Genomic DNA, 22757 nt, shown 5'->3' with positions numbered 1-22757 from the left:
TCCGCCGCCCCGAATCCGGGACGGCGGCGGAGTTGTGGGTAAATGGAACCTATGGTTTCCCCCCGATCACACTTCGCAAGGAACACAGTCCGCACCACGACCCTCACCCTCGGGGCGGCCTGCGCCCTGGCGGTGGGCTCGGCGCTGCTCGCCAGCCCCGCGCACGCCGTCCCGACCACCCCCACCGCCTCGGCGTCCTCCGCCGCGGACGTGACGACCGACCTTCGCAAGGGTGACTCCGGCGCCCAGGTGAACGCCCTCCAGGAAAGACTGTCCGCACTCGGTTACTGGATCGACGGCGTGGACGGCGAGTTCGGACCGCACACCGAGCACGCCGTGATCGCGCTCCAGAAGGCCGCCGGGATCGACCGCGACGGTCTCGTCGGCCCCGCCACCCGCGCCGCTTTGGAGGAGGGCACGGTGCCGTCCGCCACGAGCGCGGGCACGGCCGTGGAGATCGACCTCGAACGCCAGCTGTTGCTGGTGGTCGTCAGCGGCGAGGTCGAGAAGGTCATCCACACGTCCACCGGCTCCGGCCAGCCCTACGAGGGCTCCGACGGTTCCGAGCGGATCGCCACCACGCCCACGGGTGAGTACTCGGTCTTCCGTGACGTCGACTCCTGGGACCCGGGGCCCTACGGCGCGCTGTACCGGCCCAAGTACTTCAACGGCGGCATCGCCGTGCACGGGTACCCCAGCGTTCCGGCCCAGCCCGCCTCCAAGGGTTGCGCCCGAGTGAGCCTGGCCGCCATGGACTGGCTGTGGGAGCAGGGCCACATGGACGTGTACGACACCGTGGTCGTGCGCTGACCGAAACCCCGCCCCCTCCTGCCCCCGGGCCGTGTCGGCCCGCCTGTCGCGGGTAGGAGGGGGCTCGTGCCCTTCCACATCGCCACCGCGCCCGGGCGCCCCGACCGCCCGAACGAGGACTTCGCCGCCGCGACCGCCACGGTCGCGGTGCTGCTCGACGGGGTGAGCGCCCCCACCGATCTGGACGACGGCTGCTCGCACGGGGTCTCCTGGCACACCCGGCGCCTCGGGTCCCTGCTGCTGGCCGCGCTCGACGAGGGCGCCGCCCCGCGTGAGGCGCTGGCGGAGGCGATCACCACCGTGTCGTCCCTGCACGAGGGGACCTGCGACCTCGGCCTCCAGGAGACTCCCTCGGCCACGGTCGCGGCGGTCCGGATCGAGGCGGACCACCTGGAGTACCTGGTGCTGTCGGACGCCGTGCTGCTCACCGAGGCCGACGGCGGGGTCCGGCTGATCGCTGACACGCGGCTCGACGACCTGAGGCCCCGGGTGGGTCCCGGGCAGGCCATCCGCGCCTGGCGCAACGTCACGGGCGGCTTCTGGACGGCGGGCGCCGACCCCCGCGCCGCCGAGGAGGCCGTGGTCGGGACGGCTCCCCTGAGCCCCTTCCTGGCGATGACCGACGGAGCAGGCCGCGCCGTGGAGGTGTTCGGGGACCTGCCCTGGGAGGGCGCGTTCGAGCTGGTCCGGCACCGAGGGCCCGCCGCACTGGTGAACCGGGTCCGGGAGCTGGAGGCGGCCGACCCCTCCGGCCAACGGTTCCCGAGAGGCAAGGTCCGGGACGACGCCACCGCCCTCTGGTGGACCCCCTGACCGCTCGCCGGGTTACGGACACCCGAAAGTGGGAGTTCCGGCCGCCGAATCTGTCAGAAATGAAAGATCATTTCCCAGTGGTGCCCGAGTGAACTGGGAAAAGAATGTTCCCGGCATTGCTGACGTTTGTAATGGGGCCACCGATCACCGGGAATCCGTTTTCTGAGAGAACTTCCCAACGGAACACCGCACCTTGAGGCCCTCACCTCGAAAAAGAGACGTACGCCTCGCACGGACCCGAGCGCCGGTCGCTTTCGCGTTTCGTCTTCTTCGGGTAGATTCCCTGCAACCGGCCAGTGAGCGTTCCCGCCACAACGCACCGTCAGAAGGTCGGCTCTCTTTGACCCCCTTGCCCGTACCCGTGACCCACGGGTACTGGAGAGTCTTTTCCATGACCCAGGCCGTCGCCACCGACCGCCGAAAAGGAGACCGTGTGAGTGTCCCGGGACTCCTCGAACCGACCGGACCCAACCGCGCACCGCACCGGACCGGTTGGCTGGACCGCGTCCCCTCCGAGGACATGACCCTCCCCATCGAGCCCGTCGAGAGCGTGCGCCCCGATCCCGAGCGGCGCCCCAACCCCATGGACGCGCGGACCCCCGCCGAGTTCCTCCTCACCATGCGCCGCTACCTCTCCTGGGCTGGCGGCTGGTCGTACCTGGAGTTGGAGTACAAGTGCGGCGGCGTGGTCAGCGCCGCCAAGTTCCAGCGTGCGCTGGAGGGCACCGGTCTGCCCGGGTACGTGTTCCTGATGGCCTTCGTCACCGCCTGTGTGGGCACCGACGAGGGCGAGCGCCTGCGCTGGGCCACCTCCTGGCATCGTCTGCGCCGCGCCGCCCGCGCCGAGGAGGACGCCCAGCGCGTCGCGAGACAGGACGAGCAGCACCAGCACTGACGGCCGGGCGGCTTCCCGGCCCGCGGCCCCTACTCGCGCGCCGGGCCGTTGGCCCCTGCCCGCGTGCCCGAACCGGTGACGCCCGGCCGACACCGCCGACGCCGCACGCACTGGCGCCTCCGGAACGCCTCCGGCTCACGGAACCCCGTCGTGGCCTCACGCACCACCGCCCAGGCGCGTTGTCCCCTGGGCAACACCACCCGCACCGGTGATCCCCCCGGCCAGCCTCCGTTCCGGTGACCGGAATCCGCACCCTGCCTCCGGGCCGCCCCTCCCGCCCCCCTGGACCGTGCAGCCGCCTCGGCCTCTATACATGCCATGTATACCTCGTGTGTATAGTCGACCCATGTCACTCGGCCAGACTCTCCTGGGGCTGCTGGAAACCCGCCCCCAGCACGGATACGACCTCAAGCGCGCCTACGACGAGCGCTTCGCCACCAAACGGCCCCTGGCCTACGGGCAGGTCTACGCGACCCTCTCGCGTCTCCTCAAGAACGGGCTCGTGGAGGTGGACGCCGTCGAGCCCGGCGCCGGACCCGAACGCAAGCGGTACACCGTGACCGAAGCCGGGGTCACCGACGTCGAGCAGTGGCTCACCCAGCCGGAGACCCCTGAGCCCTACCTCCAGAGCACCCTGTACACCAAGGTCGTGCTGGCCCTCCTCACCGGCCGACCGGCCGATCAGATCCTCGACGTGCAACGCGCCGAGCACCTGCGCCAGATGCGCGAACTCACCCGCCGCAAGACCGGCGGGGACCTCTCCGACCAGCTCATCTGCGACCACGCGCTGTTCCACCTCGAAGCCGACCTGCGCTGGCTCGAACTCACCGCCGCCCGACTGAACGACCTCGCCGGGGAGGTGCGCGGTCGATGACCCCTCCCACCCCCCACCCCCTCCCCGACCAGCTCCCCGGGCCTGCCGGGAAACCCCTGCTCGTGGCGTCGGGACTACGCAAGTCCTTCGGTCTCACCAGGGCCCTGGAGGACGCCTCCCTGAGCCTGTACCCGGGTGAGATCGTGGCGATCATGGGCCCCTCCGGCTCCGGGAAGTCCACCCTCCTGCACTGCCTGGCCGGCGTGGTGCGCCCGGACGAAGGGGGGATCGAGTACGACGGGCGGGACCTGGCGAACACCTCGGACACCCGGCTCAGCTCCCTGCGCCGCTCCGAGTTCGGCTTCCTCTTCCAGTTCGGCCAGCTCGTCCCCGAACTCTCCTGCCTGGAGAACGTCGCCCTCCCCCTGAGGCTGGGCGGCAGCTCGCGACGCCGGGCCGAACGTACGGCCGCGCAGTGGCTGGACCGACTGGACGTGGGCGAGCTGGCGAGCAGGACCCCCGGCGAGTGCTCGGGCGGTGAGGGACAACGGGTCGCGGTGGCCCGGGCCCTCATCACCGGCCCACGCGTGGTGTTCGCCGACGAACCCACCGGCGCCCTCGACTCCCTGAACGGGGAACGGGTGATCCGCATGCTCACCGACGCCGCCCGGGAGAGCGGGGCGGCCGTCGTCGTGGTGACCCACGAACCCCGGGTGGCCGCCTACGCGGACCGCGAGGTCGTGTGCCGGGACGGCCGCACCCGGGACGTCGGAGGGCTGGGATGAGCCCGCGTGAGCGCTCCCCCCGCGGGAGCGACACGGAGAGGGACCGCCCCTCCATCCTCGGAGACCTCTCGCTGGGTGCGCAACTGTCCCTGCGCGGCGGCCGGGAGGTGGTCCTGCGGACCGTGCTGACGGCGATCGGGGTCGGCGTGGCCACCGCCGCCCTCCTCCTCGCCGCGTCCCTGCCGACCATCCTGGACAACCTGGCCCAACGGCACGCTGACCGCATGGACTACCAGGTGGCCCTTTACCCGGAACCCCCCGCTGGCGACGACACCCTGCTGGTCGGCCTCGCGGACACCCAGTACGACGGGCGGGACATCCACGGGCGGGTGGTGCGCGCCGAGGGGTCCAACCCCCCGCTCCCGCCGGGGTTGGCCGAGATCCCCGGCCACGGCGAGATCGTGCTCTCCCCCGCTCTGGCCGACCTCCTCGGCGATCCCGAGGCGAAGGCCCTCCTCCAGGGGTTCGGCCACCACACCGTCGTCGGGGAGATCGGACCCGAGGGCCTCATGGGCCCTGGCGAGCTGGCCTTCTACCTCGGCAGCGCGGGCCTCTCCCTGGAGAACGCCGGCATCCGCGTCACCGAGTACGGCGGCGAACCCCGTGCCGTCCTGGAGGGACCGGTCATCCTGCTGATCGGCGTGGTGGGCGTGGTCGTCATGCTCACCCCGGTCGTGGTGTTCCTGGGCGCGGCCGTGCGCTTCGGTGGCGAGCAGCGGGACCGCCGCCTGGCCGCGCTGCGGCTCATGGGCGCCGACCGGCGGGCCACCCGGCGCATCGCGGCCGGTGAGACCCTGCCCGGGGTCGCGCTCGGCCTGGCTCTGGGAACGGGGATCTTCTTCCTGGGGCGCCCGATCGTGGAGTCGGTCTCGGTGTCCTCGGGACTCTTCACCGCCGACGTGACACCCCAGCCCCTGCTCGCGCTCCTGGTCCTGGTCGGGGTCCCGATGCTCTCCCTGTGGGTGGTACTCGGTTCCATGAAGGGTGTGGTGGTCGATCCGCTCGGCACGGTGCGCCGCGCCGAACGGCCGAGCCCCAGGCTGTGGTGGCGTCTGCTGCTGCTCGTGCTCGGGGTCGTCCTCATCGTCCTGAGCATGGACTTCGAGATGACCAGGCGTCTCGGCCTGACCGGGGCCGCGTGGCTGCCCCTGGTGTCGATCGGGCTCCTGGCCGTCCTGTTCGGCACGACCGCCGCACTGCCCTGGTTGGTGGAACGTGTCTTCGGACGCGCCTCGGGCGGCCCCCTCTCCCTCCAGCTGGCCCTGCGCCGTCTCGGGGCGGCGGGCGGCGGCCCCACGCGCGCGGTCAGCGGGATCATCGTGACCGTCGCGGGCGCCATCGCGTTGCAGAGCCTGTTCGCGAACGCCTGGGCGGAGTCGACGGTGGTGCGGGCGGAGACCCGCACGCAGGCGTACGCGGAGGACGAGTTCGGGGGGTCCGGGTTCCAGATCCAGGCGGACCTGATGATGCCTCCGGCCGACAACGACCCCGTCGCCGCTGTGTCGGAGGTCCCCGGGGTGGAGGAGGCCGTGGCCTTCAGTACGGTGTGGGGCGTCGCCGACAGCGGTGCCGACGTCGTCGTGCACGTCGCCGACTGCGCCGCTCTGCGGCAGATGGCCGACCTGCCGGAGTGCTCCCCCGGGGACGCCTTCAGCGGGGTGCCGGGGTTGGCGGCCGGTGACACGGTCACGGTCCGGCCCAAAGACGAGAGGGCCGAGAGCGCGTGGACGGTGCCCCGGCTCACCGAGTTCGAGGGACCGCTGGTCGAACACCCCTGGCACACCTGGGGGCACACGGCACGGGACGTCGTCCTCGCCACCCCCGAGGCCGCCGTGCTGCCAGGGGAGATCGCGACACGGAGTTCGGTCTGGATCCGAGTCGACCCGTCCGTCCCGGAGATGGAGGATGAGCTCAGGTTCGCGGTCGTGGCTCTGGATCCGACGTCACGTGTGGACTTCCCCATGCTCAGCGCCACCTACTCAGCCATGATCAACATGCGTGACGCGCTCATCGCTGGCGCCCTGGCCTCTCTGGCGGTCATCGCCGCCGGACTGGTGGTGGGCACGGTCGAGCAGGTCCGCGAACGCAGGAGGGTGCACGCGGTCCTCACCGCCTTCGGCACGCGGCGGAGCACGCTGGTGGCCTCGGTCCTGTGGCAGACCACGCTGCCCGTGCTCCTGGGCGTCGCCCTGGCCGCGACGGTCGGGACCGCGCTCGGCCTCCTGGTGCAACGGGTGGCGGGGATCCCCCTGGCCTTCACCCCGATCGACACCCTGGTCATCGTGGGCGCGGGCGTGGGGGTGGCGTTCCTGACCACCCTGTTGGCGATCCCCGCTCTGCTGCGCACGATGCGCCCGGAGGGGCTGCGCTCGGAGTGAGGGACGCGGTGGGTCCGCCCGCGACGGCGGGCCCACCGTCCGACCCGGACCCACCGTCCGGCTCGGGCCCGGCGGGGGCGCACCGGACCGCCCTGGCTAGGCTGGGGCGATGTCACAGACCGGGGAGCCCGAGAGCGGGCCAGCACCGGACACCGCACCGCTGAGTGGCGCCGCCTGGCCCGGCGAGCTGCGCCCCTACCAGCGCGAGGCGCTCGCGAAGGTGGACCGGCGCTGGTCGGACGGGGCCCGAAGGACCTGGATCGTGCTCCCTCCCGGCTCCGGCAAGACCCTCGTCGGCCTGGAGGCCGCCCGCCGCCTGGGCCGCCGGACCGTGGTCCTGGTCCCCAACACCGCCATCCAGGGGCAGTGGATCCGGCACTGGGAGGGGTTCGACCGGCCCGAGGGCCGCACCGCCGGAAGCGAACGGGACCTCGGGCACGCCGTCAACGTGCTCACCTACCAGTCGTTGGCCGTTTTCGACCCGGACGCCGAGACCGACGAGGAGGGGCGTTCGGCCACCCCGGTCCGCGACCGACTGCACGCCAACGGACGGGCTCTGGTGGACGCCCTGCACGGCGCCGGTCCGCTCACACTCCTGTTGGACGAGTGCCACCACCTCCTCCAGGTGTGGGGGCGCCTGCTCGCCGAGATCCTCGACGAACTCCCCGACGCCCACGTGATCGGGCTGACCGGGACCCCCGCCGCGAGCCTCACCGCGACGGAGAAGGACCTGGTCGACCGGCTCTTCGGCCCTCCCGTGACCGGGGCGTCCATCCCCGCGCTGGTCCGGGACGGGTACCTGGCCCCGTTCGCCGAACTCGTGCACGTCACCGAACCCACGCTGACCGAGCACGAGTACCTGGCCGGGCAGGCGGCGAGGTTCGACGAGATGTGCACGGACCTGCTCGCCCCCGGGTTCGCCACCACCGACTTCCTGCCCTGGCTGGACGCGCGCTTCGTCTCCCGGGACGCCCGGGAGGGCGGCCGTGTGGACTGGGGAGCCCTGGCCGTGCGGGAACCGGAGCTCACCGACGCCGTGCTGCGCCTGCACCACCGGGGCCTGGTCGCGCTGCCCGAGGGCGCGAGGGTGCGTGAACGCCACCGGCACCCGCCGCAGGCCGAGGACTGGACGGCGCTGATCGGCGACTACGCCCGGCACTGCCTGGACCCGTCCTCCGCGAGGGACCGGGAGGCGCGTGACCGGGTCCGCGCCGCTCTTCCCTCCGTGGGCTACCACCTCACACGCAACGGTGTCCGTCGCGGCGCCTCACCGGTGGACCGGGTCCTGGCCCGGAGCGCCGCGAAGTCCCTTGCCACGGTGGAGATCCTCGCCGCGGAGAAGGACGCCGTGGGCCCACGGCTGCGCGCGCTGGTCCTGTGCGACCACGAACGCGCCTCCGCCCGCTCCCCCGCCGCGCTCCGGGGCGTGCTCTCCGACGACGCGGGGTCGGCCTGGCTCCAGGTCAGCCAGCTCGCCGCCGATCCGCGCACCCGCGCCCTGGACCCGGTCCTGGTCACCGGCCGCACCGTGGCGACCGGGCCGGGCACGAGCGCCGCGTTCCTGGAGTTCGCCCGGTCCGAGCTGCCCGGGGTGGACCTGACCCTGCGCGAGACCGACGGCCTGCACACGGTGGAGGGGGCGTGGACCTCCCGCACGTGGGTGGGCGTGGTGACGCGTTTCCTGGAGTCCGGTGGCTGCCAGGTGCTGGTGGGTACGCGCGCACTGCTCGGTGAGGGGTGGGACGCGCGAGGAGTGAACACCGTGGTGGACCTGACCACCGCCACCACCCCCACGGCGGTCGTTCAGAGCCGGGGACGGGCGCTGCGCCTCGACCCGGCGTGGCCGGAGAAGGTGGCGCACACCTGGACGGTGGTGTGCGTGAGCCACGGGCACCCGCGCGGCGCCGCCGACTGGAACAGGTTCGTGCGCAAGCACGAGGGTTACCTGGGAGTGGGCGCCGACGGCGGGGTGATGAGCGGGGTGGCGCACGTGGACCCGGAACTGTCCCCGTACGACCCGCCCGAGGACCCGCTGCGGATCAACCGCCGGATGCTCGGACGCGCGGCCGACCGCGAGGGAACCCGGGCCCGGTGGCGGCTGGGCACGGGTTACGCGGACGTGCTGCTGCCCACGCTCCGGGTGGACGAGGGGCGGACGATGCCGGTGGAGGTCCCGGAGGCGGGCATGGACCTGGCGCTTCCCGGGCCGCCCGAGGTGCTGGTGGGGGATCAGGGGATCCATCCGGAGCCGGTCGACACACCGCCCGCCCGGCACCTGGCACCCACCCTCGTCACGGGCGCGATCGCCGCGCTCTGCCTGGTGTTCGCTCCCCTCGGGCTCGGGCTGCTCGCGGGGGCCGCCGGGTTCGGTCTGGCGGCCCTGGTCCACTGGTGGCGCGACTCCCTCCGGGTCAGCCGGGAGACCCTGCGCAGAGAGCGGGAGGCCGCTCGCGTGCGCTCGTTGGCCCGCGCACCGGTGGGGACCTCGCGGTACGCGTGCGCGGTGGCCGACGCGCTGCACTGGGCGGGCCGCTCGGACACCGGCGCCGAGGGGGTCCGCGTCCACGTGGACACCGACGGGGTGTACCGGTTCACCCTCGCCGACCCGGGTTCGGCGGAGCTGTTCGCCGAGTCACTCGACGAGACCCTGGGCCCGCTGGTGGGCGACCTGCGCTATCTGGTCCCCCGGCACGTCCTCACCGCCCAGGAGGGGGACGGGACCGGTGAGGGTTCCGGGGTGACGCCGACGGACACGACCGTGCCGGTCTTCCACGCGGTGCCCTCCGCCCTGGGCCGTAACCGGAAGGGCGCGCTCGCGTTCGAGCGGGCGTGGTGTCGGTGGGTGTCCCGGGGCTCGGTGGTGCACACCCGCTCCGACGAGGGGCGGGCCCTGCTCGCCGCCCACTTCGGCGGCTCCCCCCTGGAGGTGACCACGGCCCGCCGTCTCGCCTGGGAGTGAGACGGGCGGTGCCGGAGAGCGGGTCCGGGTGGAGCAGGAGGCCGGTCGAGCCTGCCGAACCCACGGGCTTCACCGGCTTCATCCACAGGACACCGGCGGTTCGGGGGCGCGGAGTGGCCGAGCCTCATCAGCGCCGATGACTCACCGGTCCCGGGCGTGCCGGGGCTCGTCGTGGCCACCGAGGTCTCCGGCAGCTGTTCCGGGTCGACGAAGGCTCGGACGGAGCAGGGTGCCGGTCGAGCCTGCCGAACCCGCGGACTTCATCGGCTTCATCCACAGGGCACCGGCGGTTCGGCCCGGAGTCCGCCGCCGGGAAGTCCACAGGTGACGCCGCCGGGTCGGTGCGTGAAGCGCCCGCCCCGACGGCGTTCTCAGTGTTCGGCGCCCATCAGGTGCAGCAGCGAGTGCACCGTGGTGTCGACGAGCGTGTAGCGCACCGTGCGCCCGTCCCGTTCGTCCTGGACCCAGCCCTGGAGGCGGAGGGTCCTCAGGGCCTGGGACGCGGCGACGTCGGTGATCCCGGCCGTCGCGGCGAGCTCCCCGACCGAGGCCTTCGCCGGGCCCGCCTGGTGCATCGCGGCCAGCAGGCGCAGGCGGGTCGGATCGCCGAGCAGACGGAAGCGGTCCGCCCAGGCTCCGATGTCGATGTGGTGCTCCGAAGAGGCATCGCTGTGGGAGGTCATCGGGTCCATTATCCCCGATCGGGCCCCGGAGGGTGGCCGTCGTCTCCGGCCTCACGGGGCGGTCGGGCGCCGCCTCCGGTTCAGGGGGCCTGGTCGGACACTCGGCCGAGGGGAACGATCGATACCTTATCATCTGATCAGATGGTCAACCTTTCGCCATCGAAAGAACACGACTCCCACAAGGAAGCACTGAATGAACGGAACCGTCCCGACACGCGCCCTCCTCGCGACCGCCCTCGCCCCGACCCTCCTGCTGACCGCCTGCACCGGCTCCACCGAGGCCGACGCCACGGGAACCCCGACCCGTATCGTCCTCGCCGACGCCCAGCCCCTCGGTGAGTTCGACCCGGTGAACGGCTACGGCGAACTCGGCGTCTCCCCGATCTTCGAGGGCCTCCTGCGCCCCGAGTCCTCCGGCGACGACGCGCTTCCCGAACTGGTCCCCGCCCTCGCCGCCTCCGCTCCCGAACCCAACGAGGACAACACCGTCTGGGACGTGGAGCTGCGCACCGACGTCACCTTCTCCGACGGCTCCGCCCTCGACGCGGACGACGTGGTGGCCACCTACTCCGCCGTGCTGGACCCCGACACCGCGTCGGAGGTCGCCGGTTCCTACTCGATGATCGAGTCGGTCACCGCAGTCGACGACCACACCGTGCGCTTCACCCTCAACTACCCCTACTACGCCATGCCCGCGCGGCTGACCCTCGGCATCACCCCGTCCGAGGAGATCACCCCGGGCCCGGCCGCCGACTCCGAGCGCAACCGCGCACCGGTGGGCACCGGCCCCTACGTGCTGGCCGACCTCAGCGCCGACCAGGCCGTGTTCGAGGCCAACCCCGAGTACCACGGCACCGCGCCCGAGGTCACCGAGCTGGTCATCCTCTCCGTCCCCGACGACAACACCCGGGCCCAGCGCATGCGGGCGGGCAACATCGACGGCACCGTGCTCCCCCCGGTGACCGCCGAGACCTTCGCGGACGTCGACGGCTCCGAGGTCCTGCCCGTGCGCACCGCCGAGTGGCGCGGCCTCTCCCTCCCCTCGGACCACCCCTTCACCGCCGACCCGGACGCCCGGCTCGCGATGAACCTCGGGGTGGACCGCGACGGGATCGTGGAGAACGTGCTCGCCGGTCACGGGCGCCCCGCGCACACCCCGGTCCCGGACGTCTACGGTGAGGCGCACGACCCGGAGGCCGTCTTCGCGTTCGACCCCGACGCCGCCGCCGAACTCCTGGACGAGGCCGGTTGGGCAGAGGGCCCGGACGGCGTCCGTGTCCGTGACGGCGACCGCGCCGAGTTCACCCTGTACTACCTGGCCTCGGACCACCTGCGCCGCGACCTCGCCACGGCCTTCGCCGCCGAGATGGAGCCGCTGGGGATCGAGGTCGACATCCAGGGAGCCTCCTGGGACGAGATGGGCGAGAACTCCACCGGGGCCGGCATCCTGCTCGGCGGCGGCGACAAGCCCTACGACCTGGACACCCAGGTGTACGCCACCCTGCACACGCGCGAGGCCGACACCCCCACCTACGAGAACCCGGGCGACTTCGCCATCCCGGGCGTCGACGAGGACCTGGAGGAGGCCCGCCGGACCCTGGACCCCGACGAGCGCGTCGAGGCCTACCACCGGGTCCAGCAGGCCTACGTCGAGAACCCCACGTACGTGTTCATGGCGTTCGTCGACCACACCTACGTCGCCGCCGAGGACGAGTGGGACCGCGGCCCGCTCGTGCTCGAACCCCACGCCCACGGGGTCTCCTGGGGTCCGTGGTGGAACCTCGCCGAGTGGCGTCGATGAGTTCCTCCCCCGTCCACCGGATCCGGTCGCACCGGACCCGGTGGCGGGACCGCCGCCGCGAGCTGGCGGGGCTGGTGGCGCGCCGCGTCGCCATCGGGCTCCCGATGCTCGTGGGACTGAGCGCGCTGGTCTTCCTGCTCGCCGCGCGCTCCCCGTTCAACCCGCTCGCCGCCTACCTGGGCGCGGGCTACCAGCGGACCACCGATGAGCAGCGGGAGTCCCTCAGCACCGCGCTGGGGTTCGACGTCCCCTGGTGGCGGGCCTGGTGGTCCTGGGCCACCGACCTGCTCCAAGGGGACCTCGGCTGGTCCCGGGGGTACGCGATGCCGGTCTCCGAGGTGTTCGCCGAGCGGCTCCCGTGGACCCTGCTGCTCTCCGGCACCGCCCTGGTCGTGGCCGTGCTGTCGGCCCTGGTGTGGGGCACGGTCGCCGGGCTCCACCCGGGGTCGTGGCCGGACCGGATCGTCACGCGCGTCGGCGTCCTGGTCCAGGCGGTCCCCCCGTTCGTCCTCGCCCTGGGCTCCGTCACCGTGTTCGCGGTGATCCTGCGCTGGGCCCCGGTGGCGGGGGCCGCCGCCCCGGGCGAGGCCCCCACGTTCGGCGGGGTGGTGGCCCACCTGGTGCTGCCCGCCTGCACCCTCGCCCTGACCCAGATCCCGTGGCTGCTGCTGGCGGTGCGCACCGCCGTGGCGCGCGCCCGGGGGTCGGAGCCGGTCCGTGCCGCCCGGGCGCGCGGTGTGTCCCCGGTCAGGGTTGTCACCGGGCACGTGCTGCCGGTCTCGCTCGCCCCCCTCGTGACGATCGTGGGGGCGCGACTGCCCGAACTCGTCGTGGGCGCGGTGCTGGTGGAGGAGATCTTCGCCTGGCCGGGAATCGCCGCGGCCCTGGTCGCCTCGGCGCAGTCGCTCGACTTCCCGCTACTGGCCGCCCTCACCCTGGCCACCACCGCCGTGGTGCTGCTCGGATCGCTGCTGGCCGACTCCACCTATCTGTTCCTGGACCCGAGGGTGAGCGCCGATGTCTGAGCCCGACCCCGGAACGAGCGCGACGGCCACCCGGCCGCGTCGACGCCCCACCGTCCGGTTCCTGCCCGCCGCGACCCTGACCGCCCTCGTCGGCTACGCCGTCCTCGTCCCCTGGTGGGCCGGGACCCAGACGGCCGACTTCGCCCAGGCCCTGCTGCCACCCGGCCCGGGGCAGTGGTTCGGCACCGACCACTCCGGCTACGACCTGTTCGTTCGCTCCGCCGAGGGGCTGCGGGTGTCGCTCCTGGTGGCGCCGGTGTGCGCCGTGGTGGCCACGGTGCTGGGGGTGGCGGTCGGAGCGGTCGCCGCCACCGCGGGCGGCCGGGTCGACCGGTTGCTCATGCGCACCACCGACGGGGTGAACGCGCTGCCCCACCTGTTGATCGGCGTCGTCATCGTCGCCCTCTACCCCGGATCACTGCCCGCGATCATCGCGTCGATCGCACTCACCCACTGGCCGCAGATCGCCCGCGTCGTGCGCGCCGAGATGCTCTCGGTGCGCTCCTCGGACTACGTCGAGACCGCCTACCTGTGGGGCGCCTCCCGGGGACAGGTGCTGTACCGGCACCTGCTGCCCGCCGCGCTCCCGCAGGCCACGGTGGGTCTGGTGATGCTGGTCCCGCACGCCGTCTGGCACGAGTCCACGCTCAGCTTCCTGGGCCTTGGCCTCTCACCCGACGAGGCCAGCCTGGGCACCCTGCTGGAGGTCGCGCGCGGCGACGTGTTCACCGGGGCCTGGTGGACGCTGGCCGCCCCGGCCGGTGTGCTCGTGGCCACCACGCTGTCGGTGGCCGGACTGAGCCGGGCGCTGGACGGCGGACGTCCCGGTCGGCGGCGCGGACGCGGTTCGGTCCCGCCACAGGTCACCGTGCCCCCGGGCGGCGAGGGGCCGGACGACGGGGACCCGGGCGGCACCGCCCCTCCCCTGGTCCGGGTACGGTCCCTGACCCTGCGGCTGCCGACCGACGACGGCCGCTGGGTGCACGCTGCCACGGAGGTCGACCTCGACCTGCGCGCGGGCGAACTGACCGCCCTGGTCGGGGAGTCCGGTTCCGGAAAGTCCACGCTGGCCTCGACCCTGTGTGGTCTCTCACCTGCGTGGACCCGCGCCTCCGGGAGCGTGCTGATCGACGGCCGGGAGATGCTCGGCGCCGACGAACCCGCCTGGCGTGCGCTCCGAGGGCGCACGATCGGGTGGGCCGCCCAGTCCGGGGCCGGAACCTTCACTCCGGTGCGGCGGGTGGGACCGCAGATCGCCGAGGTGATCTCCGCGCTGGGCACCGAGGAGTCGGTCCCCGGACTCCTGGAGCGGGTCGGTCTGGAGGCCGACGCGGCGGAACTGTTCCCGCACGAGCTGTCCGGGGGTATGGCGGTGCGGGCGGTGACGGCCGCCGCGCTCGCCGGCCGACCCCGGGTGCTGCTGGCCGACGAGCCCACCGCGGGGCTGGACCCGGAACTGGCCGCGCAGGTCCTGCACCTGCTGCGACGCGTGGCCGACTCCGGCACGGCCGTCCTGGTCATCACCCACGACCTCCAGGCACTGGAGACGACGGAGGTGGCCGACCACGTGGCGGTGATGTACGCGGGGCGGATCGTGGAACAGGGCCCCGCCCGGCGGGTGCTGTCCGAACCCGAACACCCCTACGGCAGGGCCCTGATGGCGGCGCTGCCCGCGCACGGGCTGCACCCGCTGCCGGGGCTGCCACCGGAGCTGACCGACCTGCCCGCCGACCACACCTTCGCCGACCGGACGGGAGAGACCGATGTCGTTGGTGGCTGACCGCGTCACCTGCCGCTACGGGGGCCGGGTGGTCCTGCGGGGAGCGAGCCTGGCCGTCGCTCCGGGCCGCGTCCTGGGGCTGACCGGCCCGTCCGGCAGTGGCAAGTCGTCCCTGGCCCGGATCCTCACCGGCCTGCGCCCACCCGATGAGGGAACGGTGCTGGTCGACGACCGGTCACTGTCCACCCGGCGGGGTCGGATGGACGGTCGGCTGGGTCTGCTGCACCAGTCGCCCGGAGCGGCCACGGACCCGAGGATGCCGCTGCGGCGGATCATCGCGGAACCGTTCTCCGCGCGGGGCCGGTCCGGTCCGCGCGGCGTGGAGGCGGCCGACCGCGCCGCCGAGCTGGCGCGCCGGGTGGGCCTGACCCCGGACCTGCTCGACCGGTACCCCGACCAGGTCTCGGCCGGTCAGCTGCAACGGGCCTGCGTGGCGCGGGCGCTGGCCGCCGCCCCGGCCTACCTGGTCTGCGACGAGCCCACCGCCATGCTCGACGCCGCCTCCACCGCGACCATCGCGCACCTGCTGTCCGAGCTCGCCGCCGAGGGTGTCGGCGTGCTCGCGGTCAGCCACGACCACGCGCTGCTGGACGCCTGGGCCCACGAGGTGGTGGACATCGGGGAGCTGGCTGGCTGACCCTGAGGAGGGTCGTCCGGCCAGTGGTCCGACAGCCGACCGTCCGCTTCTGTCGAACGGCTGGCCAGGTGGACGGTGGGGGAAGGGATCCGGTTGGCTGAACGGCGAGGGATCGGGTTGACCGACCGACACCACGCCCCCTGCGGCCGAACGCGGCGAAGGGCCGGGGAGCGTGCTCCCCGGCCCTTCGTGGTCCGTGCGGTTCGTGGTCGGTGCGGCTCTCAGGCGAACACGTCCGCCGATCCGGCCGCGCCCTCGTACCCGACCGGATCGGCGAACCCCGCACGCCACCGCGCCCAGGTGTCGGCGACCTGCGCGTCCGCCTCGTGGGCGTGCTCGGCCACCGCCCGTGCCAGCGCGCCGGGCCCGTGCAGCAGGGTCTCCCGCACACCCACCGATCGCTCCGGACGGGCACCGAACAGGAAGGTCGAGCTCTGCACCCGGTTGCCGCCCATGACCCCCGGGGCCGCGGACAGCAGCGGATCACGCAGGTCCAGATCCTCCACCAGGAGCGGACGCCCGTCCACGTCGGCCCGGGTGACCGAACGCAGCGGCCCCCCTGAGGCCTCGTAGCTGCGGCCCAGCACCAGGGTCTCGTGCACCAGCGCCCGACCGGAGCCGGACAACCGCACCCGCGTGTGCCGGGTGATGTCCGCCCCCGAGCTCACCACGAACGGGGCGCCGCGCCACACCAGGCACGCGCCGTCGGCCACGTTCAGGTCGGCCCGCCAGCTCGCCGCCCCTCCCCGGGCGTCGTAGGCGACCATCCCGGACGGCTCCACCAGCTCCAGCCACACGCCGGGGCCGACAGTGATCTCCATCCGCAGGTCGTCCCCGGCGAGCAGCAACGCGTAGGTCCCCAGTAGGGCCACCCGCGCGGTGTCACCCCGAACGCCCAGGGGTTGGGCCCGCAGGTACGTTCCGCCGGACAGGTCGGTCAGGCGCACCCGCCCGCCGACCCGCTCGACGGTCACGCGGGCCGCGACGGTCTCACTCATCCGTGCTCGTGGCCGTCCCCGTCACCCTCGTGGGTGTGGGAGGTGCCGTCGGCGTGGGTGTGCGGGGCCATCGGGCCCGGGTCGCGCGGCACGTGGCTACCGGCGCGGTAGTCGGCCAGCACCTGGTGCACCCACCCGGCGAGGGCCTTGATGGAGACGTCGTCGTGCTGGCTCAGGGCCAGTACCGGAAGACCGCCACGGGAGCTGGAGGCGTCGGCCACCATCTGCTCCGCGTCCACGCCCACGTGCGGGGCGAGGTCGGTCTTGTTCACCACGAGCAGGTCCGCGCGCTCGATGCCGGGGCCGCCCTTGCGGGCCACGTCGCCGCCACCGGCCACGTCCAGGACGAAGATCTGCGCGTCGGCCAGGGCGGGGCTGAACGTGGCGGTGAGGTTGTCGCCGCCGCTCTCCACCACGACCAGGTCCAGCGGGGCGAACTCCGCCTCCAGGTCCTCCACCGCCAGCAGGTTGGGAGTGACGTCGTCACGGATGGCCGTGTGCGGGCAGGCACCGGTCTCCACCGCGTGGATGCGCTCGATCGGCAGGACCCCGGCCGCGCGCAGCAGGCGGGCGTCCTCGTCGGTGTAGATGTCGTTGGTGACCACGGCCATGCTCAGCTCGTCGGCGAGCTCACGGCACAGGGTCGCGATCAGCGTGCTCTTGCCGGTTCCGACCGGACCGGCCACGCCCAGGCGCATGGCGCGCCGGGTGCCGGTGGTGGAGCCTGCGGCCGCGTTTGCTTCGGTCTGCTCAGGCAACGAAGATCCTCCTGGTCTTGAGTTGGTGTTCGAGGGACCACCCCTCGATCTGGGGTGCGGTACGGGCCGGGAGGTCGTCGGGCCCCCGGACCGCGAGCGCCTCCGCGACGGACGCGGAGATCACCCCCTCGGCTCCGAGCACCCACCCGGCCGCTTCAACCGGGTCGACGGGTGCGAGCTTGAGCGCGGCGGAGGCCACGGTCTGGGCGTCGTCGTACAGGCTCACCCGCGCGACCTCGGCCTCGTCCGGCCCCATGACGGCGGCCACCACCCCGAGGGCGATCGGCCGCTGCGGGGCCCGGCCCAGCGTGCGCAGCGCCTTCACCGCCGGGTGCTCCGGCCACAGGCGGTCGGCGAGGCGGACCAGCCCCCGGCCGAGCAGCCCCGAGATGTCCCGGAGCGGCTCGCTCGGCGAGCGGGCCAGCAGCGCCTCGTGCACGTCGGCGAGGGCCCCGGCGTCCACGCCGACCCCCTCGGGCCCGTCCGTGGTGGGGCCGGGAGCGGCGGCGCCCCCGACCGCCCGGTGGGCCAGGACCGAGGCCGCCGCCTCCACCAGCCCGACCGTGCGGGTGCGGGCCGCGATGTAGTCCGCGATGCGGTCCGAGGGCATGCCGTCGAGAAGGGCCGGTTCGAGCCCGGCCGAGTAGGTGTGGCCACCCACCGGCAGCCGGGCGTCGGCCAGCAGCAGTGTGCCCAGTCCAGTACTCACACGGCGGCCTAGAACATCGAGTACCGCTGCGCGAGCGGCACCACGTCCACGGGCTGCGGCTTCACGAACTCACCGTTGATACTGATCGCGAACGTCTCCGGGTCCACGTCGATCTTCGGCAGCGCGTTGTTGTTCGGCATGTCCGCCTTGGTGACGTCGCGCGTGGGCCGCACGCCCACCAGCCTGCGCTGGAGCCCCAGCCGCTCGGCCAGCCCGTCATCGATCGCCATCGGGGACACGAAGCTCACCGCGAGGTCGGCCGCCGACGTGGGCTGCGCGGCCAGGGTCGGGCGCAGCAGCACCGGCTGCGGCAGGGGGACGGCGCCGTTGGGGTCGCCCAGCGGAGCGGCGACGATGGCACCGGCCTTGATCACCGCGGAGGGCCGGATGCCGAAGAACGCGGGGTCCCACAGCACCAGGTCGGCCATCTTCCCGGGCTCGACGGAACCGATCACGTGGTCGACGCCGTGGGCCACCGCGGGGCAGATGGTGTACTTCGCGACGTACCGGCGGGCACGGGCGTTGTCGGCGGGCAGCTCCGAGGAGAGGCGCCCGTACCTGTTCTTCATCACGTGCGCCACCTGCCACGTGCGGCAGATCAGCTCACCGATCCGGCCCATCGCCTGGGCGTCCGTGGAGGTGATCGCGATCGCGCCCATGTCGAGCAGGACGTCCTCGGCCGCCATCGTGGAGGCGCGGATGCGCGAGTCGGCGAAGGCCAGGTCCTCCTGGACACGCGGGTTCAGGTGGTGCACCACCATGAGCATGTCCATGTGCTCGGCCACGGTGTTCACCGTGAACGGCAGGGTCGGGTTGGTGGAGGCGGGCAGGACGTTCGACTCACCGGCTGTGATGATGATGTCCGGCGCGTGGCCGCCGCCCGCGCCCTCGGAGTGGAACACGTGGATGCCGCGACCGGCGATCGCCTCCAACGTGCGCTGGACGTAACCGGTCTCGTTGAGCGAGTCCGCGTGCAGCGCCACCTGGAGACCGAACTCGTCGGCGCCACGCAGGGCGGCGTCGATCGCGGCCGGGGTCGCGCCCCAGTCCTCGTGGACCTTGTAGCCGCCCGCCCCGGCCAGCGCGTCCTCGCGCAGTGCCTCCACGGAGACGGTGCTGCCCTTGCTGAACAGCAGGACGTTGAGCGGGAACTTGTCCAGGGCGCGGTGCATCATCCGCAGCGCGTGCGCGCCCGGAGTGACCGTGGTGGCCTTGGAGCCCTCCGTGGGACCGGTGCCGCCGCCGATCACCGTGGTCGTACCGGTGGTCAGCGCCTCGTGCATCTCGATCTCGCTGAGGAAGTGCACGTGGGTGTCGATCGCCCCGGCCGTGAGGATCTTGCCCTCACCGGCGATGACGTCCGTGCCGGGGCCGATCAGCAGGTCCGGGTGCACGCCGTCCATGACGTCCGGGTTCCCGGCCTTGCCGATGGCCACGATGTCGCCGTCGCGGATACCGACGTCGCCCCGGACGATCCCCCAGTGGTCCATGACGACCACGTTGGTGATCACCAGGTCGAGGGCGCCCTCGGAGCGCAGGGTCATGCCCTGGCCCATCGACTCGCGGATGCTCTTGCCGCCGCCGAAGACGACCTCGTCACCGCCGACGGTGCGGTCCTCCTCGACCTCGATCCACAGATCGGTGTCGCCCAGGCGGATCTGGTCCCCGACCGTGGGTCCGTACAGCTGCGCGTACTCACGGTGGTCGATGCGGCTCACGGCTGCTGCTCCTCAGTGTCCTCTGTCGCGTCCGGGTCACCAGGCAGGACCTCGGTGGGCACCACCTCGGCCGGGTCGCCGTCGTGCGCGTCGAGCTCACCGACGCGCATCGTCGCACCGGAGGCGCGCTCCGGTTCGGGGACCTCGACGCCGGGGGTGCCGAACGGGATCACCGGCCGCGGCACACGGTCGTCGGTCTTGGGCTCCTTGCTCAGGTCCTGGATCTGAAGGCCCGGGACGTACCGTCGGCCGCCGAGGGCGACCAGTTCGACGGTGCGGCTCACGCCGGGTTCCAGGCGGATCGAGGTGCCCGCGGGGACGTCCAACCGGAACCCCTGGCACGCCTCGCGGTCGAAGCGCAGCGCGGGGTTGGCGTCCGGGAAGTGCAGGTGGGAGCCGATCTGGATGGGTCGGTCCCCGGCGTTGACGACGACGAGGGACAGCCGCTCGCGGTCGGCGTTCAGGTCCAGGGGGGCGGAGCGGGTACGGATCTCACCGGGAATCGCGGGGTCGTTCCGGGGACGGGTCAGCTCCGGGGACGGGTCGCCTCCGGGGTCGGGCCGGGTCCGTGACTGGATCGGCTCCGTGATCGTGACGAGCTTGCGTCCGTCGGGGAAGGTGGCCTCGACCTGGACGTTCGGGATCATCTCGGAGACCCCGTCCATGACCTCCTCACGGGAGAGCACGGTGCGCCCCTCGTTCATCAGGTCGGCCACCCTGGCACCTTCACGGGCCCGCTCGATCACCCAGCAGGACAGCAGCGCTACCGATTCCGGTTGGTTGAGCTTGACACCCCGGTCCCGCCGGTCTCGGGCGATCATGCCCGCGACGGCCAGGAGAAGCTTCTCGGTATCGGAGGGAAGTAGATGCATGAACCACCTCTCAACGATTCGTTATGGGTTTGGTAGCAACACCAACCCACCTAGGTTTTAGCACGTGAGAGCCGTGTGGCAAGTCCATACAGGCTTCCGGGCAGCCTCGGCGCACCCACCCGGAGCCCCCGGAAGCACTGTCGGACAAGGGCAAACACACCCGAACCATGTGCGACAAACACTGGTACATTTTTTGGTGAGACGCCCCCTCCGCCCCGCTCTCACGGAGTGATCGAGCCGCCTCCCGAGGACACACGCGTTCGTGGTTTTTCCGGAGGCGCCGACGGGGTCGTTCGTCATCCCCTCAGCCGGTCACCGCGATCGTCGACCCTTCGCCACGTTCGCCGTCCGGGTCGTCTTCCCGAAGGTGACAGCACCGGCTCGGGGGTGGCCGGGACTCGCGGCCGGTCGCGGGGACTCCTGGTTCGTGGAGGTCTCGGTTCTGGCAGGACGCCCCCGCCCAAGGGGGCCCACGCAAGCGGGCTTGCGACCTACCCGACGGGGCCGCTGCCCTCGGGCCCTTCGGCCGCTCAAGCCGAAGATCAGCTCGTCGACCCCTCCGGCACGGGCTCGGGCTCGAGCCGTCGCCCCGAACCCGGACTCGCTCGGAGGGAGTCGGGCGCGGCGGGTTCCTCTCCCCAGGACCGGGTGTCAGCGTGCGGGCGGGTTCCTCGTCCCGGGGTCGGGATCAGCGTGCGGGCGGGGCCGCGGCGGGCGGCCTCAGGCCAGCGACGAGGGTGTCCACGAAGACGTCGCGGTCCTCCGGCGCCCCCAGGCGGATGGCGTGTTCGATCCCGCAGACCAGGCGCTCCACCTGGGCCGTCGTCAGGTCCCCGCGGATCGCGCCGCTCCCCTTCGCCCTGTCGAGCAGATCGGTGAGCTCACCGAAGATCGAGGCCTTGAGCGCCGCCACCTCCTCGCTCACGTCGTCGTTGGCGAGCAGGACCGCCTGGAGGCCGCCCGCCTCCAGGTGCAGGTCGACCACGGCGCCCAAGGCCACGTCGAACCCGCGACCCGGGTCCGGGTCGGCGCAGGCCCGCGCGGTGAGCGCCCGCAGGCGGCCCAAGGTCTCCACGGTGAGTTCCTCGACGAGCGCGTGGGACGTGGGGAAGTGGCGGTAGACGGTCCCGACCCCCACCCCCGCCTCACGGGCGATCTCGTTGAGGCGCAGGTCCTTGGGGTCGCTCCGCCGCGCGACCTCCAGGATGCGCTCGCGGCTACGGGCGGCGTCTGCGCGCAGTGCGTTCATGGGGACATCCTAGCCGAATCGGATAACTCATCCGATTGCTGTTACAGTAAGCGGATAAGTCATCCGATTGATGGGAGAGGCGCCATGGACTGGGACCCCGAAGTGCTGCCCGAACAGCGCGAACGCACACTGGTGGTGACCGGGGCGACCGCGGGCATCGGCTACTTCGCGGCCGAACGGCTCGCCGCAACAGGCGCGCACGTCGTGCTCGCAGGGCGTTCGGCCGAGCGTCTGGGCACCGCCGAGGCCGCGATCCGCACACAGGTGCCGGACGCGAGTCTGAGCTCGTTGCTCCTGGACCTCGCGTCGCCCGAGTCGACGTCCGGGGCCGTCTCGGAGCTCGCGGAGTACGAACGCCTCGACGGGCTGCTGCTGAACGGCGGCTCCATGTCGCTGCGCGCCGCCGACCGGACCCCTGACGGCCTGTCGATGCTCCTGGCAACCCACGTGCGAGCGAACGTGGGTTTGGTGGCGGGGACGCTCCCGCTCATGGAACGAACCGCGCGTGAGCACGGCGCGACCGCGAGGATCGTGCACACCTCGACGTCGTTCGTGGACCTGCTGCGCAAGGGGGTCCGGGACGTGCGGCACGGTTCCCGCGTCGGCGTCCTCGCCTACACCCGGAGCAAGGCGGTCACGGAGATGTTCGCCTACGAACTCGACCGTCGGCTGAGGGCGGCGGGTACGCCGGTGGCCTCGCTGGTCTCGCGCCCGGGGGTCGGTGTGGACGCCCGGACACCGCGCCGCCCGGGGATCCGGGACGAGACGATCCCCATCCAGCGCAACCCCTACACGTTGTGGGCCCAGGGCAAGGACGCCGCGGCCTGGTCCGCCCTGCGCGCCCTCACCGATCCCCGGGCCCAGGGAGGCGACCTCTACTCCCCGAGCGGTGGGGTCAAGGGGCGCCCGGCCCGCCTGACCCCGAACCCACTGACCCAGTCACCCCCTCCGGACGCGCTGGAGTCGGTGTGGAAACAGCTGGAGGCCCTGGCCGGGGTCCGGCTGCCGACCACCGGTGACCGCGCCCCGGCCTGAGCCGCGACCGGGTGCGCCGTCGTCGTTCGGGACGGTTG

General features: G+C 72.8%; 19 protein-coding genes. 12 read left to right on the top strand and 7 right to left on the bottom strand.

All coding sequences use genetic code 11. The features are described 5' to 3' along the window. Positions 1-51 precede the first annotated feature (51 nt). The 7 genes from KBX21_RS11900 (at position 52) to KBX21_RS11870 (ending at position 9454) form a co-directional block, all read left to right on the top strand. Complete coding sequence (locus KBX21_RS11900; protein ID WP_049578506.1) at positions 52-810, top strand: L,D-transpeptidase family protein; 759 nt, start codon at positions 52-54, stop codon at positions 808-810. Positions 811-876: 66 nt separating this feature from the next. Then, the gene (locus tag KBX21_RS11895) at positions 877-1623 is read left to right on the top strand and encodes a hypothetical protein (protein WP_049578504.1); all 747 of its coding nucleotides are present in this window, start codon (positions 877-879) and stop codon (positions 1621-1623) included. A 433-nt stretch (positions 1624-2056) separates the two neighbouring features. After that, on the top strand, positions 2057-2518 hold the full coding sequence (locus KBX21_RS11890; protein ID WP_049578502.1) for a hypothetical protein: 462 nt from the start codon (positions 2057-2059) through the stop codon (positions 2516-2518). Between the two features lie 346 nt (positions 2519-2864). Further along, positions 2865-3392, top strand: coding sequence for a PadR family transcriptional regulator (locus tag KBX21_RS11885; protein ID WP_017545795.1), 528 nt, complete (start codon positions 2865-2867; stop codon positions 3390-3392). Then, a complete protein-coding gene (locus tag KBX21_RS11880; protein WP_210841909.1) occupies positions 3389-4117 on the top strand; it encodes an ABC transporter ATP-binding protein in 729 nt (242 codons plus the stop codon). Before KBX21_RS11885 ends, KBX21_RS11880 begins: the two co-directional genes overlap by 4 nt. Further along, on the top strand, positions 4114-6495 hold the full coding sequence (locus KBX21_RS11875) for an ABC transporter permease (protein ID WP_210841908.1): 2382 nt from the start codon (positions 4114-4116) through the stop codon (positions 6493-6495). The genes KBX21_RS11880 and KBX21_RS11875 overlap by 4 nt, the downstream gene beginning before the upstream one ends. A 109-nt stretch (positions 6496-6604) precedes the next feature. Further along, entirely contained in the window at positions 6605-9454 is a 2850-nt protein-coding gene (locus KBX21_RS11870; RefSeq protein WP_210841907.1) for a DEAD/DEAH box helicase family protein, read from the top strand. Between the two features lie 371 nt (positions 9455-9825). On the opposite strand, the gene KBX21_RS11865 is transcribed toward KBX21_RS11870, so the two are convergent. Next, entirely contained in the window at positions 9826-10137 is a 312-nt protein-coding gene (locus tag KBX21_RS11865; protein WP_234004125.1) for a metalloregulator ArsR/SmtB family transcription factor, read from the bottom strand. 193 nt (positions 10138-10330) lie between these two features. Between KBX21_RS11865 and KBX21_RS11860 the strand changes: the two genes are divergently transcribed. Genes KBX21_RS11860 through KBX21_RS11845 form a run of 4 tightly spaced genes read left to right on the top strand, consistent with a single transcriptional unit; the run spans position 10331 to position 15380 of the window. After that, complete coding sequence (locus KBX21_RS11860; RefSeq protein WP_210841906.1) at positions 10331-11938, top strand: ABC transporter substrate-binding protein; 1608 nt, start codon at positions 10331-10333, stop codon at positions 11936-11938. Then, positions 11935-12963, top strand: a complete 1029-nt coding sequence (locus tag KBX21_RS11855) for an ABC transporter permease (RefSeq protein ID WP_247665589.1) — start codon at positions 11935-11937, stop codon at positions 12961-12963. The genes KBX21_RS11860 and KBX21_RS11855 overlap by 4 nt, the downstream gene beginning before the upstream one ends. Continuing rightward, positions 12956-14743, top strand: coding sequence for a dipeptide/oligopeptide/nickel ABC transporter permease/ATP-binding protein (locus KBX21_RS11850; RefSeq protein WP_210841904.1), 1788 nt, complete (start codon positions 12956-12958; stop codon positions 14741-14743). The genes KBX21_RS11855 and KBX21_RS11850 overlap by 8 nt, the downstream gene beginning before the upstream one ends. Beyond that, complete coding sequence (locus KBX21_RS11845; RefSeq protein WP_210841903.1) at positions 14727-15380, top strand: ABC transporter ATP-binding protein; 654 nt, start codon at positions 14727-14729, stop codon at positions 15378-15380. The genes KBX21_RS11850 and KBX21_RS11845 overlap by 17 nt, the downstream gene beginning before the upstream one ends. Positions 15381-15601: 221 nt before the next feature. On the opposite strand, the gene KBX21_RS11840 is transcribed toward KBX21_RS11845, so the two are convergent. The 6 genes from KBX21_RS11840 to KBX21_RS11815 form a co-directional block, all read right to left on the bottom strand. Then, the gene (locus KBX21_RS11840) at positions 15602-16378 is read right to left on the bottom strand and encodes an urease accessory protein UreD (RefSeq protein WP_049578349.1); all 777 of its coding nucleotides are present in this window, start codon (positions 16376-16378) and stop codon (positions 15602-15604) included. After that, a complete protein-coding gene (ureG, locus tag KBX21_RS11835; RefSeq protein ID WP_049578365.1) occupies positions 16375-17076 on the bottom strand; it encodes an urease accessory protein UreG in 702 nt (233 codons plus the stop codon). Before ureG ends, KBX21_RS11840 begins: the two co-directional genes overlap by 4 nt. Positions 17077-17128: 52 nt before the next feature. Beyond that, entirely contained in the window at positions 17129-17845 is a 717-nt protein-coding gene (locus KBX21_RS11830) for an urease accessory protein UreF (RefSeq protein ID WP_210841902.1), read from the bottom strand. Positions 17846-17853: 8 nt separating this feature from the next. Further along, the gene (locus tag KBX21_RS11825) at positions 17854-19563 is read right to left on the bottom strand and encodes an urease subunit alpha (protein ID WP_049578355.1); all 1710 of its coding nucleotides are present in this window, start codon (positions 19561-19563) and stop codon (positions 17854-17856) included. Further along, entirely contained in the window at positions 19560-20435 is an 876-nt protein-coding gene (locus KBX21_RS11820; RefSeq protein ID WP_210841901.1) for an urease subunit gamma, read from the bottom strand. Before KBX21_RS11820 ends, KBX21_RS11825 begins: the two co-directional genes overlap by 4 nt. A gap of 688 nt (positions 20436-21123) precedes the next feature. Next, entirely contained in the window at positions 21124-21684 is a 561-nt protein-coding gene (locus KBX21_RS11815; RefSeq protein WP_049578357.1) for a TetR/AcrR family transcriptional regulator, read from the bottom strand. An 84-nt stretch (positions 21685-21768) separates the two neighbouring features. Between KBX21_RS11815 and KBX21_RS11810 the strand changes: the two genes are divergently transcribed. Beyond that, on the top strand, positions 21769-22719 hold the full coding sequence (locus KBX21_RS11810) for an SDR family NAD(P)-dependent oxidoreductase (protein WP_210841900.1): 951 nt from the start codon (positions 21769-21771) through the stop codon (positions 22717-22719). Positions 22720-22757: the final 38 nt, after the last annotated feature.

This window comes from Nocardiopsis sp. B62 (genome assembly GCF_018070675.1).
Classification (GTDB): domain Bacteria; phylum Actinomycetota; class Actinomycetes; order Streptosporangiales; family Streptosporangiaceae; genus Nocardiopsis; species Nocardiopsis prasina.
This window is presented reverse-complemented; position numbering and strand designations above follow the sequence as displayed.

What these genes read in the sequence shown, in the direction of transcription:
- KBX21_RS11850 (WP_210841904.1), top strand. Translation starts at nt 12,956, where the DNA reads ATGTCTGAGCCCGACCCCGGAACGAGCGCGACGGCCACCCGGCCGCGT.
- KBX21_RS11840 (WP_049578349.1), bottom strand. Translation starts at nt 16,378, where the DNA reads ATGAGTGAGACCGTCGCGGCCCGCGTGACCGTCGAGCGGGTCGGCGGG.
- KBX21_RS11865 (WP_234004125.1), bottom strand. Translation starts at nt 10,137, where the DNA reads ATGACCTCCCACAGCGATGCCTCTTCGGAGCACCACATCGACATCGGA.
- KBX21_RS11845 (WP_210841903.1), top strand. Translation starts at nt 14,727, where the DNA reads ATGTCGTTGGTGGCTGACCGCGTCACCTGCCGCTACGGGGGCCGGGTG.
- KBX21_RS11870 (WP_210841907.1), top strand. Translation starts at nt 6,605, where the DNA reads ATGTCACAGACCGGGGAGCCCGAGAGCGGGCCAGCACCGGACACCGCA.
- KBX21_RS11880 (WP_210841909.1), top strand. Translation starts at nt 3,389, where the DNA reads ATGACCCCTCCCACCCCCCACCCCCTCCCCGACCAGCTCCCCGGGCCT.
- KBX21_RS11885 (WP_017545795.1), top strand. Translation starts at nt 2,865, where the DNA reads ATGTCACTCGGCCAGACTCTCCTGGGGCTGCTGGAAACCCGCCCCCAG.
- KBX21_RS11820 (WP_210841901.1), bottom strand. Translation starts at nt 20,435, where the DNA reads ATGCATCTACTTCCCTCCGATACCGAGAAGCTTCTCCTGGCCGTCGCG.
- ureG (WP_049578365.1), bottom strand. Translation starts at nt 17,076, where the DNA reads ATGCGCCTGGGCGTGGCCGGTCCGGTCGGAACCGGCAAGAGCACGCTG.
- KBX21_RS11810 (WP_210841900.1), top strand. Translation starts at nt 21,769, where the DNA reads ATGGACTGGGACCCCGAAGTGCTGCCCGAACAGCGCGAACGCACACTG.
- KBX21_RS11875 (WP_210841908.1), top strand. Translation starts at nt 4,114, where the DNA reads ATGAGCCCGCGTGAGCGCTCCCCCCGCGGGAGCGACACGGAGAGGGAC.
- KBX21_RS11900 (WP_049578506.1), top strand. Translation starts at nt 52, where the DNA reads ATGGTTTCCCCCCGATCACACTTCGCAAGGAACACAGTCCGCACCACG.
- KBX21_RS11855 (WP_247665589.1), top strand. Translation starts at nt 11,935, where the DNA reads ATGAGTTCCTCCCCCGTCCACCGGATCCGGTCGCACCGGACCCGGTGG.
- KBX21_RS11860 (WP_210841906.1), top strand. Translation starts at nt 10,331, where the DNA reads ATGAACGGAACCGTCCCGACACGCGCCCTCCTCGCGACCGCCCTCGCC.
- KBX21_RS11815 (WP_049578357.1), bottom strand. Translation starts at nt 21,684, where the DNA reads ATGAACGCACTGCGCGCAGACGCCGCCCGTAGCCGCGAGCGCATCCTG.